The organism is Pseudonocardia sp. ICBG1293 (assembly GCF_020131355.1).
GTDB lineage: Bacteria > Actinomycetota > Actinomycetes > Mycobacteriales > Pseudonocardiaceae > Pseudonocardia.
Window position 1 is genome coordinate 1 of sequence record NZ_JAHLEL010000063.1, and the last position, 13,354, is coordinate 13,354.

Annotated in this window: 14 protein-coding genes; 5 read left to right on the plus strand and 9 right to left on the minus strand. The window is 65.0% G+C overall.

Features of this window, described 5'->3' with window-relative positions; all coding sequences use genetic code 11:
* Positions 1-1,936 (minus strand): Tn3 family transposase (locus KPF47_RS34885; RefSeq protein ID WP_224392839.1); only part of this gene is annotated, 1,936 nt, incomplete at its 3' end.
* On the minus strand, positions 1,891-2,364 hold the full coding sequence (locus KPF47_RS34890) for a DUF4158 domain-containing protein (protein ID WP_224392840.1): 474 nt from the start codon (positions 2,362-2,364) through the stop codon (positions 1,891-1,893). The genes KPF47_RS34885 and KPF47_RS34890, both read right to left, overlap by 46 nt.
* A 527-nt stretch (positions 2,365-2,891) precedes the next feature.
* On the opposite strand from KPF47_RS34890, the gene KPF47_RS34895 reads away from it, so the two are divergent.
* The gene (locus KPF47_RS34895; RefSeq protein ID WP_224386178.1) at positions 2,892-3,485 is read left to right on the plus strand and encodes a plasmid pRiA4b ORF-3 family protein; all 594 of its coding nucleotides are present in this window, start codon (positions 2,892-2,894) and stop codon (positions 3,483-3,485) included.
* Positions 3,486-3,516: 31 nt separating this feature from the next.
* Here KPF47_RS34895 and KPF47_RS34900 read toward each other — a convergent pair whose 3' ends face one another.
* On the minus strand, positions 3,517-4,356 hold the full coding sequence (locus KPF47_RS34900; protein ID WP_224386569.1) for an IS5 family transposase: 840 nt from the start codon (positions 4,354-4,356) through the stop codon (positions 3,517-3,519).
* 298 nt (positions 4,357-4,654) lie between these two features.
* On the opposite strand from KPF47_RS34900, the gene KPF47_RS34905 reads away from it, so the two are divergent.
* The 4 genes from KPF47_RS34905 (at position 4,655) to KPF47_RS34920 (ending at position 6,546) form a co-directional block, all read left to right on the plus strand.
* Complete coding sequence (locus KPF47_RS34905) at positions 4,655-4,984, plus strand: Lsr2 family protein (protein WP_224392841.1); 330 nt, start codon at positions 4,655-4,657, stop codon at positions 4,982-4,984.
* 12 nt (positions 4,985-4,996) lie between these two features.
* On the plus strand, positions 4,997-5,149 hold the full coding sequence (locus KPF47_RS34910) for a hypothetical protein (protein WP_224392842.1): 153 nt from the start codon (positions 4,997-4,999) through the stop codon (positions 5,147-5,149).
* A 33-nt stretch (positions 5,150-5,182) separates the two neighbouring features.
* Positions 5,183-5,743, plus strand: coding sequence for a hypothetical protein (locus KPF47_RS34915; RefSeq protein ID WP_224392843.1), 561 nt, complete (start codon positions 5,183-5,185; stop codon positions 5,741-5,743).
* Positions 5,744-6,363: 620 nt separating this feature from the next.
* A complete protein-coding gene (locus KPF47_RS34920; RefSeq protein WP_224392844.1) occupies positions 6,364-6,546 on the plus strand; it encodes a hypothetical protein in 183 nt (60 codons plus the stop codon).
* A gap of 496 nt (positions 6,547-7,042) precedes the next feature.
* Here KPF47_RS34920 and KPF47_RS34925 read toward each other — a convergent pair whose 3' ends face one another.
* The 6 genes from KPF47_RS34925 to KPF47_RS34950 form a co-directional block, all read right to left on the minus strand.
* The gene (locus tag KPF47_RS34925; protein ID WP_224392845.1) at positions 7,043-8,974 is read right to left on the minus strand and encodes a type IV secretory system conjugative DNA transfer family protein; all 1,932 of its coding nucleotides are present in this window, start codon (positions 8,972-8,974) and stop codon (positions 7,043-7,045) included.
* A 78-nt stretch (positions 8,975-9,052) separates the two neighbouring features.
* Positions 9,053-10,261, minus strand: a complete 1,209-nt coding sequence (locus tag KPF47_RS34930) for an amidohydrolase family protein (protein ID WP_224392846.1) — start codon at positions 10,259-10,261, stop codon at positions 9,053-9,055.
* 26 nt (positions 10,262-10,287) lie between these two features.
* The gene (locus KPF47_RS34935) at positions 10,288-11,460 is read right to left on the minus strand and encodes a hypothetical protein (RefSeq protein WP_224392847.1); all 1,173 of its coding nucleotides are present in this window, start codon (positions 11,458-11,460) and stop codon (positions 10,288-10,290) included.
* Positions 11,457-11,978: a hypothetical protein gene (locus tag KPF47_RS34940; RefSeq protein ID WP_224392848.1), complete on the minus strand. Its 522-nt coding sequence runs from the start codon at positions 11,976-11,978 to the stop codon at positions 11,457-11,459. Before KPF47_RS34940 ends, KPF47_RS34935 begins: the two co-directional genes overlap by 4 nt.
* Positions 11,979-12,075: 97 nt before the next feature.
* Positions 12,076-12,543, minus strand: coding sequence for a hypothetical protein (locus tag KPF47_RS34945; protein WP_224392849.1), 468 nt, complete (start codon positions 12,541-12,543; stop codon positions 12,076-12,078).
* A gap of 50 nt (positions 12,544-12,593) precedes the next feature.
* A complete protein-coding gene (locus tag KPF47_RS34950) occupies positions 12,594-13,046 on the minus strand; it encodes a helix-turn-helix domain-containing protein (protein WP_224392850.1) in 453 nt (150 codons plus the stop codon).
* Positions 13,047-13,354: the final 308 nt, after the last annotated feature.

Here is a 13,354-nt window from a genome sequence, read left to right on the forward strand (position 1 = left end):
TAGAGAGTGATCTTGCCAGGTCCCGGATCCGCGGTGAGAGCTGCAACCCGAGCAGGTCGAACAGCCCGAAGTTGACCAGGGTGACGCCGTGCGTGTCGGTGGCGTGCTCGGTGATCGGGATGTCGGTCGCGTTGCCGAGGATCTCGTCCAGGACGTAGTGCGCCTCGCGTTTCGTGGCGACGATGATCTTCGTGCCGTAGGTGGTATGCTGATCGGTCACGTGCGTGTAGGTCGACAGGCCCTCGTGCGCAAAATACCTGCTCAGAGCCCTGGCGGTGACCGACTTACCTCGCGTCGGGAACCGCTGACCGTCCGAAGAGGACAGCGTGCCGGTGCCGAACACCGGGGTCAGCGGCAGGCGCTGGTGGTAGCCGATCAGCGCCAGGTTCGCCGCCCGCAGCGTTTCCTCCCGTACGTACCACTCGGCGGTCCAGGCCAGGATGTCGTAGGAGATCCCGCACGCGTCCGCCATCCGTGTGAGCCCGAGGTTGGTGGACTGGGCGAGCAACACCGCGATCAGGTTCCGCTTCAGCTCGCGCGTGCGGGCCTGCTTGCCGCCGGCGTGGGTGAAGCAGTCCAGGAACCCGGTGCGCTTGTCCATCTCGATCAGCAGCGACACGATCGGCGCGAACGGCAGCATCTCGGTCAGCTCCGCCTTCAACGCTCTCGCCTCGGCCGGGATGTCCTCCGCGGTCAGCGGGGAGATCACCAGATCGCCGTCGTCGTCCAGGCGGACCGGGCCGTCGCCGTGGGCGAGCGTCGTTTCCAGCTTGCCCAGCGCGGTGTGCAGCTCGTCTTCGGCCTCGGCCAGGCCGGTGGCGGCGTCGGAGGGTTTGCCGACCAGTCGGCAGAACTCCGCCCGCTGATCCGCCCACTTGTCCTCGGTGAGCAGGTAGGCGGCCGGGTCGGAGTAACGGCGGCTGCCCGGCACGAACACGTCCCCGGTGCGCAGCCCGTCCCGCAGGGCCAGCAGCACGCACAGCTCCCAGTAATGCCGATACGCCGTCGCGCTGCGGTTCGCCGCGGCGGTGTCCAGGTAGCCGCGGAAGCGGGCCGGGACGAACCCGCTCGGCGCGTCGTCGGGGACCTTGCGGGCGCCGGTGGCGTTGAGCTCCCGCAGGATCGCCACCGCCTCCAGCAGCTCGGCCGCGGCGGTGCCGCCGGCGAAGGTCACGGCGTCGAGGACGTTCGGGGTGAACTGGCGCAGGTACCCGTACGAGCCGTCCAGCGCGGCGAGGTGCCCGTGATCGCGCGGCAGCGGCGGCAACGCGCTCGACTGCGCCGAACGCAGCCGGTCCCAGCCGACCCGCTCGCCCCGGATCAGACCGCCGACATCGCCGTCCGGCACCGCCGGGTCGGCCACGATGGCCAAGATCGCGTCCAAAAGCTCCTGGCGGTCCTCCCCGGACTTGGCGCGTTCGGCCAGATAGTCCCGCATCCTGTGCGCGGCCTTGCTCTCCCGCGCCGAGAGCGCCTGGTCGAACAGCGCCACCACCTCGTCGAGCACCTCGGTCGCCGACTGGGCCAGCAACGTCAGCAAGATCGGGTACCGGCGTTCCGGCTCCCGCCGTTCCAGCGCTTGGGCGGTGAGGCGGCGACCGACCGTGGCCAGGAACCGGCGGCGTTCGGCCGGCAGCACCGACAGGTCCAACGCGTGGGCGTCCATTCCGCGCAGGAACTCCAGCTTCGCGATCTCGGCCTTCACCGCCGCGGGCGAGGCCTCCACCGGCCCCTTCCCCAGCCACCGCAGCCGGGTCATCCCGATCTCCGAATCCACCACCAGCAGCCCGTCCAGCCCGACGCGGCGGGCGTCGGTGAACTCGTGCGCCAACCGGTCGAACGTCTCCTGCCGGGCCACCTCGCGGGCGTGGGCGACCCGCTTGACCACCGTCACCGTCCCGGCCGGATCACCCGCGCCGAGATCAGGAACTCGCACGCCAGCCGGAACAGCAGCGTCGGCGAATCATGCTCCATCGCCCGCGCCAGCAGGAACTCGTCGAGCTCCTTGATCTCCAGCGTCGTCGGCGGCCGCCACCCCAGATACTGCGCCGCCAGCCGAAGATGCTCGGTGCGGGTCTTCGCCCGGCGCCCATACGAACCGATCACGGCCGGATCCACGCGCAACTGCTCAGCCAGGCGCACCACCGCCGCCTGCGGCGCCGACGCCACCTCATCCGGCACGAACCCCAACCACGACAACGAGCACACCGCGACCGCCAGACCCAGCCGATCCGCCGCGCCCCGGCCCCGACCGGGATCAACAAACGCAACGTCCGCCGGGGCCAGCGTGAAGAACCGGAACAACTCCTCCCGGCCGATCTCCGGGAACCGCCGCAGCCTCTCCAGCTCGACGTCTGTGAACACCGGAGCGACCACCCGACAACCTCCCGACCAGAACCCCAGAAACCCCCTGGTCAGGAGCCTACCCAGCCATATCCGCCCGATTATTCCCGGATACTACGGCGACCCCTGTTGCGGTGGTCGGGGTTGATGCGTCCGATCGGGGTGATCGGGACGTTCCCGGAGGTGACAGTGTCGACATCGCTGCCCGCCGTGATCGGCAGGCCTACGGCCCGCGCGGCTCCTGTTTCTGGAGTAGATCCAGACTAGAATCGCGGGGACCGCCGATCGGCTTTGACAGGCCGCGCTGTCGCTGCTGACAGCTGTGGCCCCCGTAGCCCAATGGCAGAGGCAGACCCCTTAGAGGTCATTTCAGAACGAGGTCGACGTGTCTGTTGTAGACGACAAGCGGCTATCTGACCTGCCGTTTGATCTGTCGTCGAGGGGTCAATGGAAACTCGACAAGTCGTTCTGAAACGACCTCTTAGACGTCGTTTCAGAAGTGGTGGGCCCGGTTCTGCCGGTGACGGCGGGGCTGGCAGCATCGGCTGATGGTCGCGCCTCGTGTGTCTGAGAAGACGAAGATTTTCGAGTTGGAGATCGTCCTGACCGAGGTGGTGCCGGCGGTCCGGCGTCGGGTGCAGGTGCCGGGCGAGGTCGACTTGGCGGTGTTACACGAGGTGGTGCAGTCAGTGATGGGCTGGACGAACTCTCATCTGCACGAGTTCGAGATCGTCGGGCGCCGCTACGGGATCCCAGACCCGGACTGGCCCGGACAGGATGTCGCCGACGAGACGAAAGAGAAGCTGTTTCGGCTGGTCAAGGCTGGTGACCGGTTCGGTTACGTCTACGACTTCGGTGACAACTGGGCCCACGAGATCACCGTCGAGGCGGTCGCGGCCGTCGAGCCGGGAGTGTGCTATCCGCGATGCGTCGCCGGGCAGGGGGCGTGCCCGCCCGAGGACGTCGGCGGGATCGGGGGGTATGAGGACTTCCAGGCCGTGCTCGCCGACCCTGACCATCCCGACCGCGCCGAGCGCCTGGAGTGGGCGGGCGGGCCGTTCGACCCGCACCGCTTCGACCCTGACGAGGCCGACCGGGCCTTGGAGTGGCTGGCCTGGCGGCCGCTGGCCCCGACCTCGTAGGCGAGTGCCTCAGCGAGGGCTGGGTCGACCATCACTTCGGCTTCGGCTTGGTGAGGCGGCGGTGGCAGATCAGGGCGCAGGCCAGCGATAACAGCGCGGTGATCGTGGATTCGGCGCGGTCGTAGCGCAGCGCGAGGCGGCGGAAGTCCAGCAGCCAGGACATGGTGCGCTCGACGACCCAGCGGACCCGCCCGAGCCGGGTGGAGTCCTCGATCCCGCGCCGGGCGATCCGCACCCCGATCCCACGCCCACTCAGGTAGCGGCGGCAGCGGGGATAGTCGTAGCCCTTGTCGGCGTGCACCTTGTCCGGCCGACGTCGCGGACGCCCCGGCTGTCCCGCCCGTTCGCGGACGCCGGGGTTGGTGTCCAGCAGCGGGGCGAGCATCCGACTGTCGTGGGTGTTCGCCCCGGTGACCAGCGCATGCAGCGGGAGCCCGCCTCGGTCGCAGAGCACGTGGTACTTGCTGCCCGCCTTCCCGCGATCGGTCGGCGAGGGCCCGGTGGCCTCGCCGCGGCGCTTGGCCCGCACGCTCACGCTGTCCACCGCCGCCCGCGACCAGTCCAGCAGGCCCTGCTGGGCGAGGCGGTCGAGCATCACCCGGTGCAGCTGGGCCCAGACCCCGGCCTGCTGCCACTGCCGTAGCCGCCGCCAGCAGGTCACTCCGGACCCACAGCCGAGCTCGGCGGGCAGCGCGTTCCAGCTGATCCCGGTCTTGAGCACGAACACGATCCCGGCCAGAGCGGCCCGATCCGGCACCCGCGGACGGCCTGTCCGTCCCCGCTTGTGCTTGCGCGGCTTGGGCAGCAGCGGCTCCACCAGCGCCCACAGCTCGTCGCTCACCAATCGCTCGACACAAGATCGCCGCGCCACGACCGGACATGATCAGCTACCAGCGCCGATCCACACAGGACCGACACGCCGACTTCTGAAACGACCTCTTAAACGGGTCACCGGTGTCGGTTCGACTCCGACCAGGGGCACCGTCGGGGTGCTGCGCAGATGTCATTTCAGCCGGTCACCTCTCCGGACCACCGTGCCCAGGCGGACGGTTTCAGGGGGCTCGGCGCGGTCGCGCCGGCCGACTTATTTCTGTAGTGTTTATTCTTGTTCGGGTTGCTCCGATTTGCGGTGGCTTCCACGGTGCGGTTCGGGATGTGAGGTCAGGGTTATGGCTCAGGTGACTCGGGTGGAGTTGGTGGATGACCTGGAGGGGGGTCCGGCGGATGAGACGGTGCGGTTCGGGGTGGAGGGGAAGTCGTATGTGATTGATTTGAAGTCGGAGAACGTGGAGCTGTTCCGGTCAGCGGTGGCGGATTTCGTGGCGGCGGCGCGGCGGGACACGGGGACCGGCGTGAAGAGTGTGCGGCGCAGCGGGTCGGGGCTGGGGCGTGCGGAGAATCGGGCGATCCGGGAGTGGGCTCGCAACAACGACTATCCGATTTCTGAGCGGGGCAGGATCCCGGCGCACGTGGCCACCGCCTACCACCAGAGCAACTGAGCAAGGGCAGCGATGGTCATCGAAGACGACCGAGAGAGCGCCGCTGAGGCCCTCGGCGAGGGCGTCGTCGGGGATCTGACGGTGGGAGTGGATGCCGATGATCGACGGGTCGGGTTCGGCGATGACGACTACGACTACGGGTTCGGTGGCGGTGTTGGTGAGTGAGGTCCGGGTGGCGAGTGTGAAGAGGTGTGGGTGGTGACGCCGACGGCGGCGTTCCCGGAGTTCAACCCCGCGGTCCCCGCCGCGCAGGGTTCACAGGGGTCGTCTGCGGTGCGGTCGATTCAGGGTGAGCAGGCCGACCGGGCGGGTGTGGTGCGGCCGCGGGCCTCAGATGATGATGTCGATGCCTACGTGGATGGGGTGTCGGATGAGGTCCTGGCGTGTCGGGAGCGGGGGCGGCATTTGTTCCCGACGATCCGGCAGGCGGGTATCCATTTCACCGGTGTCGATGAGACCGGGCTGTTGCTGCGGAGGTTGCGGTGTGGGTGTTGCCGGTTGGCGGTGAAGGTGGAGAAGTGGGAGGGCGCCCAGGTCGGGGGCCGGACCCGGTTCCGCCGTGTCGCCTCGAATCTGGAATACCGGGTGGGCGTTGATGGGGAGCAGTATCTGGCGCCGGCGGGGTCGGGGTTCATGACGCCGCGGCAGGTGGGGGACTCGGTCGCGTCGAAGGCGTTGTCGGGGTCCACGCTGGCGGCGGTGCAACGCGCCGCCGCCGAAGCCGCTGTGTCCGAAGCCGCTGTGTCGGACGAGCAGTGATGCGCCCGCACGGCCGGGCGTCTGTGTGTGGTGGTTGATCGGTCGTGGGTGTTCGCACGGTACGATTCTGTGACATCACCGGTGTCGAGTCTGATGATGTTGTGCATCATGAGTTGCAGATCGATCAGATGCGGGTGGAGATCGATCTCGTCGACACCGAGTATGAACGGCTCCTGGAAGTGTTGCGGCCGTTCATCGACGCTGGCCGGGTCGAAGCGTCCATCCCTGCCGGTCCCGCCGTTTCTGCTTCTGAGCCCGCTGCATCCGCTGTCGTTCCTGAGTTGATGTCGAACGGTAGTGCTGGGCGCCCTGTTGCTGCGGCTGGGGCTGTAGCGGCCCTACCCGTAACGGCGGCGCCGGTTGATTCGGACGCCGGCCTCAGCGCCCTCGGGGATGGTGGGGATCGGGATTTGTTGGCTGATTTGACGGTGATCGCGGCGGGGCGTGTGCGGGTGGGTTTGGTGGAGGCGGCGTCGTCGTTGCGGCAGTTGGATCCGGTGGCGTATGCGGGGTGGGCGGATCGGGTGTTGGCTCGGGAGCTGCCGGAGGCGGCGAAGCCGTATAATGATCAGTCGGGGCGGTGGGTTTCGACGAAGAAAATTCTTACGGCGCGCGGTCTTGTGCGTCACCGCCGGAAGTCCTCGAAGTCGCGTAAGTCGCTGAACTCTGCGTCGAGGTCCGGCGTGGCTAAGAGGTCATTTCAGAACGAGGTCGACGTGTCTGTTGTAGACGACAAGCGGCTATCTGACCTGCCGTTTGATCTGTCGTCGAGGGGTCAATGGAAACTCGACAAGTCGTTCTGAAACGACCTCTAAATCTGGATTGTTCTGAGGAATATTTTCAGGGTTTTGTTGATGTCTATGTAGGAGTGGTTGCGGGGTTTCGATGCCGGGCGGGAGCGATCCGAGTTATATGTATTCGAATGGTTGGTCAGGTAGCAGCGCGGATCATGATCCGGTTGTCGCGGCTCGGGCGGCGGGTGTGGTGGTATCGTTCGCCCGGGACGCGGATGATGCGCGGTTGTTGTTGGAGATGCTGGACCTTGTCGACGGTGCGTCCCGGTTGGCGCACTCTTTCCGGAGTGTAGAAGCATAGTTGCTGCGTGGCTCGTTCTGCATGCGCGGTCATCCCACTCCGCTGGCAGCAGCCGTCGTTGACTCTGCAGGCCCTTCGTTGTTGTTGTTTGTTGCTGACGAGGGGGATCCGGCTGCCCCTTCCGGAATGTTCGGGGTGTTGGCGCCGGGACACGACAACGATAACGCGCAGAATGTATTTCGCGTGTATTTCCTTGCCCGCTGGTCACGACACCGTGGACTCCCCGGGTCGGAGATAGCCGTCCTGGGTGATCGGGACGGTGCCGGAGGCGATGACGCCGACATCACGGCGTAGCTGGTCGCCGTCGGGGCGGTGGTAGGCGTCGATGGTGGTGGCGCGGATGACCGGCAGGTGCCGGTAGAGCAGCAACACCTCACCGCGCGGCAACGTGCGGATCGCCGCGGGTGGGTAGATCGGGACACGCTCGGTGGTGCGGGTTCCGCCGTGCGTGGCCGGGAGTAGCCCGCCGGTCGGATGAGTGTGGCGGTGGGAGATGCGATCGCCGATGATCTTTGAGAGCCAGGTCAGGGTGTCGTCGTCTTTGATGCCGCCCCACACGGCGAAGACCGTGGAGTTCTCGATCAGGTCGCGGGCTCGGGTGCCGTAGACGGCTTCGAGCTGGGACAACGATTGAGCGGCCCAGTGGATGAGGACACCGCGGCCGGCGGAGTCGGCCTGCATGGTCGGCAGGTCCGGTACCGGTGTGGCGGAGGGGAGTTCGTCGAGGACGATCGTGGCGGGCGGGTCCAGCCGCCGACCGGGGCGGGTGAGGGCGAGCCGCCGGGCGGTGGTGATCCACTCGTCGACGATGGTGGTCAGGATCGGGATCGCCGCAGCGTCGTTTTCCTCGGCGATCAGATACAGCGCACCGCCCTCGGTGATGAACTGCTCCAGGTCGTAGGAGGTGGCCGGGTCGATGTCACACAGCGCCTGAACGCGTGGATCGGAGAACGGTTCCAGGGCGCGGCGCACTGACATCCAGACCGCGTCAGCGGTCTCGGCGACCATCCCGAGTTCAGCGACCAGGGCGGCCCCGAGGTGCTGGAATTCGTCGTGGCTGGTGAGGATCGTGACCGCTTCCCGGGCGGCGGCGCGGTCGGTGGCCCAGCGCGCGACCTGTCCCAGCCCGCTGACGTTCCTGCCCCCGCTGCTGCTGGTGGGGGCGTGGGCGGCGGCGAGGAGGTAGGCGCCGACCACACCGATCGCTCGTTGGCGGAAGACGCGGTCGTTCCCGGCGCCGCGCCCACCACCGGCTTCGATGCCGGTGGCGGCGGCCTCGACCAGGCGTTTCGCGGTCGCCCACGCTTGTTGTTGGTCGCGGCAGCCGTGCAGCGGGGACCACGGCAGCACCGCGGGCCAGGCGGTGGTGCCGGTCAGATCGAACACGAGAACGGGTCCCGCGTCGGGCCGGCGAGCGCGGGACAACGCCGACAGCTCCAACAGATCCGGTTTCGTGGTCGAGCACAGCAACGCGCCCGGGGCGTCGATGCAGATCCCGCACAGCCAGCAGCGGGTCTTCCCGGACTGGGTCGGTGCCAGCACCCCGGTCGGGTTCGTAAACGGCGCCCACAACTGACCGCACGCCGCACACGTCGGTAGCGGGATCCCCACCTCCCCCGGCGCCGCCGCACGGACCTGGGCGGCACTCATACCCGGCCGAGTCCGAGCGGCGGAGGCCCGGCACGCCTTCACCGACAGCTCCGCGGCGATCTCAGCAGTGGTGGCATGCCCAGCCGGGACCGGCGCCACCCGCGCCAGCGCGGTGCTGACCAGCCCCGGACGGGACCGCCGCGACCGGCGACCACCCCGACGCCGTCGTGCGGCGGCCCAGCCCGCGATCATCATCGCGGCCACGAGCACCGTCGCGGCACCAATCAGGCAATTCCGGAACAAGCCCGGCACCACGAACAGATGTGCAGTGGTCGACCCGGCCGGGGCCGGAACCCGCAACAGCCGCCCCACCAGATCGACAACATCCGCAGGCCCAAGGAATAGCCACCGCGGCGCACCGGAAATCAGCCCGGCGACCAGGGCAGCGGTCTCGACACACACCAAGACACAGGCACCGAGGAACACGGTGATCATCAGGTGGGCGTAGTCGTCTTTCCACGACGAGGCTCCTGGTGTAGTGCTCACACCTGCTCCCTCACTGTTGTACACGATCGCACCAGCCCGATTGTGGTTGCTCGTGTGTGATTGCGACTATGGCCTGAGTCAGACGACACGGTGCCCGCGCGTCATGACGAGGTGCAGGCGGCGCAGGTAGTCAAGATCGTCGCGCGGGTCCCCGGACGCAACAATAAGGTCAGCATAGAGTCCTGCACGGATCCTGCCGGTCTGTTCGCTGATTCTGAGATTATCGGCTGCTGTCCCGGTTACGTGGGTGATGACTTCGGAGCGTGTGAATCCGCGCTCTACGTAATGCTCCAAGGAGGTCGGGAAGTCGTCAAAAATAGCATTGGGCAGGCCGGAATCGCTGCCGATGAGAATTGGCACCCCATGTGCTCGGAGCCATGGCAGGTGGTCACCGATCCGGTGGTCATCGGGGAACGGTAAAAGATCGGCTAGCATCCGCCACTGAGGCGGTGCGGTATCGCCTGCAATAATTGATGCAGTGGCCATCTTGCTTGCGATCTCATCGGAAAGGTCCATCTTTTTCTTAGCTGCCCACCAGCCGCAGTGCTCAATAGTGTGCACGCCAGCATCAACGCATACCTTGATCGTTTTTGTGGCGTGCGCGTGGGCGGCTACAGGGGTCCCATAAGCGCTCGCTCGCCGGACGATGTAGGCCAGGTCGGAAGAAGAGAACTGGGAGTCGAACATCGACGGTCCGCGCGGCGTCATCTGGCCGCCACCAGCCATGACCTTGATCCAGTCCGCTTTCGCTGCAGCGAGTCCTTCGATATGTTTGTCGATTTGGCTGTGGTTAGCGACTTCCCCGCCGAGGAACCAGCAGTGACCTTGGGGGATGGTGAGTGGGGTTCCTGAGGAAAGGATACGAGGCCCCAGGGTTTCGCCTCGGTCAATCTGATCTCTGAGCGAGATCACGAGTCCCCGACTGTCTCCGAGATCTCGCACTGTTGTGCACCCACCTGTGAGCACTGATAGGGCGTTCCTCTGGATCAGATTTGTCAGCGTGGTGTGATCGCCGTCAGCGGCGGTAGCGAAAGGCTGTGGGCTCAGGTCACCGCAGAGGTGTACGTGGGCGTTGATCAGGCCGGGCAGTAGCGTTCCGCCCGGAAAGTCCAGCCGTGTAGCGCTGGGTTCAGCATGAATACTGACGTCTGCAAGGTCGCCGACAACGTGGATCACGTTGTCACGGACAAGTACCGCCGCGGGGCGAGGCGCGGTGGCCCGCTGTCCGCCTGCGATTGTTTCCGGATCTCCATCGATGATGTTGGCGGCGGTGATGAGAGTGTCCATTGGCGGCAACTTTCCGAACTATGAGGTCAGAGGGAGCTGTTTTCCGGTTCTGCTTGAATGACGGCGTACTCCTTGAGATAGATCGGGCCTACGCGGCCGAGCGCCAGGGATACAGATATCAGATGTTTGACTACCTGGTCATCGTCGGTCGTATCGAACGGAACTCCGGCTTCAGGTAAAGAGTCGAGCACCCGGGCAAGGGCCAGCGGCCGCCCCCCGGTATCATTATTGCGATTGCGCCCGTACCCGTCCTGACACCGCTGAACGCGTTCGCCAGAGATATCCCGCATCAGTTGTGCCAGCTTGCATCGACCGGAATTTAGGAGAGAATTGTCGGTGTCGGTGTCGGTGTCGGTGTCGGTGGGCTGTGCTGGGCGTTGCAGCCCCGGGTAAGCCCATTTTATCGCGTCGTTCAGGGGGCGAAGCTTCTGCCACCGGCGAGCTCTAGAATAGAGGTGTGCCAGGTTTCGGAAGCCGTCCACCATCGCCGGGAGCAGCAAGCCTACGATAAGTGTCGGGAATCCCGTGACGACGAAAAGTTTCTCGGAGACTGATGTGATCAGAGGACGTTCGCCCGAGACGAAGTGACTGAAGCTCTGTCCTATATCCCGGCTCAGCCGAGTACAGATGAGGAGGAGATCTCCTGCCGCTGCCACTGCGGCCGACCACCGCAGCAAACGATTCCGGAAGGTCCGCGCAAATATAATATTCCACCGCAGCTGTGAGATCAGACAGTATAGAACGTATCCGCCGATCACATAGTAGAAAAGAAGCACGTGGAAGTGGGCGAGATTCTCGTCAGACGCATACAAGCTCACCCCCGGCGGCAGCGTGACAGCAAGCACGCACATCGCGACGATAGTCGCACACAGGGCAGCTGCTTCCAGGAGAAGCCGCTTTCTACGGAGGCGCCCGTCAGCGCTCTTGTACAGGTGGAGTAGCTGAAGACCAAAGAACCCCATAGCCTGAGGGATGTTCCGAAACACGACCCCTTCCGATGTACTGCCATACGTCGACAGAAATTCAATCGGCGAGTTTTCGCGAACAGTGGTCGCAATCATCAAAGCAAAGAGGATTGTCACGACCCCCCAGGCTGCCCAGTTGGACGGATCGCGCCGAATCTCGTTCACCTTATACGTGATAGCAGCGAGGAATGATATGCCGATGGCCGTAATGATGATCTGGGCAGCGACGTTCACCGGAACCCCCGCAGGGCGCGCCCGCCGACGGCACGTGCGTAAAGACGTTCACTCTCACTAAGACCGCTAGCGTCGATATCAATCAAAGGAGCTGGTCGATTTGCCATCTCAACGAGGATAGCGGCGGAGGTCTCCGCCTCCCACTCTTTCCAGGAGCTGAAATACTTGCCCGCCCCGGGCTCCTGATTTTCTTTGTCGATCTCTGTGAAGTTTCCACAGAGCATCTCCCCGCCGCGGGGGTGATTCCGCGCGATATGAGTCAGCTCATGACATATTATGTAGCTTTGGTAAGGAATTGACACGTCCGCAGCATGGACGATGAGGTACTCGTCAGGGAACGGAACTAGCGATCCGAACCCGACTCCGGATACTCCTGGAATCGTGTGGCCTTCAACGTTGATACTCTTGCCCAAACGTTCGGCTAGTCTCTGACACAGGATCCATGGGTCCAGCCTGCTCACGATTCCGAGATCCTTTAAAAGCGTCCGCCAAAATTTTCTGAGCTCGGCATCTGTCATCGGGATCTGCAGGCAATCATCATGGGGCGTCGGTGCGACCATTGGGCGGCGGTCTCCTGCATGTCGTGGTGACGGTCCGTAGGGCGGTGTGGCACGATCAGTTCTGCTGCAGCTGGTATTGACGATTTCGAGATATTTCAACCAACTTCACGCAGATGGCTGCTCGGATGGGACGAGCTGGCTGAACACGACACACCACCGGCCTATCCACGCCACTCTCAGAGAGAAGACGTACTAGCAATTCCTCCTCTGCTCGTTCCGCCACCGCGCTGTCGGTGATATATCCGTCTGCCACCCCAAGTGTCCGCGTAAAAAATTCCGTAAACTCTGGCGCTATGACGCGATCGCGACCGCGCATCACATCGTCGAGTGCGTCCAAATCAGCTCTTCGAAAAGTGCCGTCAGTGATCCGCTCCAGTCGCGCACGGAGTCGCCGACTCGTGGTTCCGCTGGCGGCATCATCGAAACGTCCACCCTCGCACAGAAACCCGAGCCGCCGGAGCCGATCCAACGGACCGAGCAACGCAACCGAATCATAGAGAAGGCGCTCGACCTCAGCATCCATGCCAGACCCGGTTCGTGAAGACTCTTCCGCGCAGCCGATAGCCAACGTGTTCAGACGTCATCCGCACTGCTGCTCTCCTTCGTTCGACTCCGCTTCTGGATGAGGTCGGTCAGCAACTCATCGAACGCGACTCGCTGGCTCGCATTAAGAGCCGCGGCGCGATAAGCAACATCCTGCACCTGGGCATCCCGCATAGCGGCGCGAAGACTTATCTGTGCCTCCACCGCACGGACTGCCTCGGGATCATCCAGCAGGTACCCGACACGCACTCCGAAAAAGTCCGCGATGCCCTTCAGGACCCGAAGCGTCGGGTTCCCCGTCATCCCCCGCCGCAGCTGAGACAGGTACGACTCCGACAACTCGACGTCAGCCTCATTGACCGCCGCAACGAGCTCTCGCCCGCTGTACCGACGGTCCTCGCCCTCCGGACGAACATGCTCGAACAGGTAGTTCAGCCGCGCGGTCAAGCCACCATCTGAGCTGCCGTCCGTCGTCGCTGCCATCGCGCGCTGCCTCCTCGCTGAGCGGCGCCCGCCACCCCCGAGCGAGGCTACGGGATTTATCGGCGTGCATGTCTGGTTGATGAAGTTCTGGCGAAGTGCCCGTCTGGTCCTGTACCTTCACTATCGTGATTTGATCAGATACATCCAGCGGTGCACCTCAGAGGGAGGTTGAGCGATGGAGGACCCGTCCAGCAGTCACGTGCTACACCAGAGAGCTGGCGACCTTACCCCTGGTGGAAGCACATGGAGGCCGCAGTCTCAGCTTCTCGGCACCGTCCATGGGGCGTCGGTTTGATGCCGCGCCGGCG